The organism is Halomonas borealis, assembly GCF_004798905.1.
GTDB lineage: Bacteria > Pseudomonadota > Gammaproteobacteria > Pseudomonadales > Halomonadaceae > Halomonas > Halomonas borealis.
In genome coordinates, this window is the sequence record NZ_SDMO01000086.1 from 1 (window position 1) to 259 (window position 259).

Genomic DNA, 259 nt, shown 5'->3' on the forward strand with positions numbered 1-259 from the left:
CTTGTCACAAGTGGGACTATGGGTTGCACAACTCTGGCAACAACAAAAAGTTGTGCTTGTCACCGATGACAATGTTGAACCTCTCTATGGAAGAGAGGCAGTTTCACAGTTAAGAAATGAAGGAATTGAAGTTTTTACTTTTACTTTTCCAGCAGGTGAAGCAAGTAAAAACTTGTCTACTGTAGAGAAACTATGGGAATTTTGTGCCTTACATGGTTTGACACGCTCCGATGGAGTGATTGCTTTAGGTGGAGGCGTT

1 pseudogene is annotated in these 259 nt (G+C 41.7%); it reads left to right on the forward strand.

The features are described from left to right. Positions 1-259, forward strand: a pseudogene (locus tag ETC07_RS16255) (hypothetical protein); the annotation flags it as partial.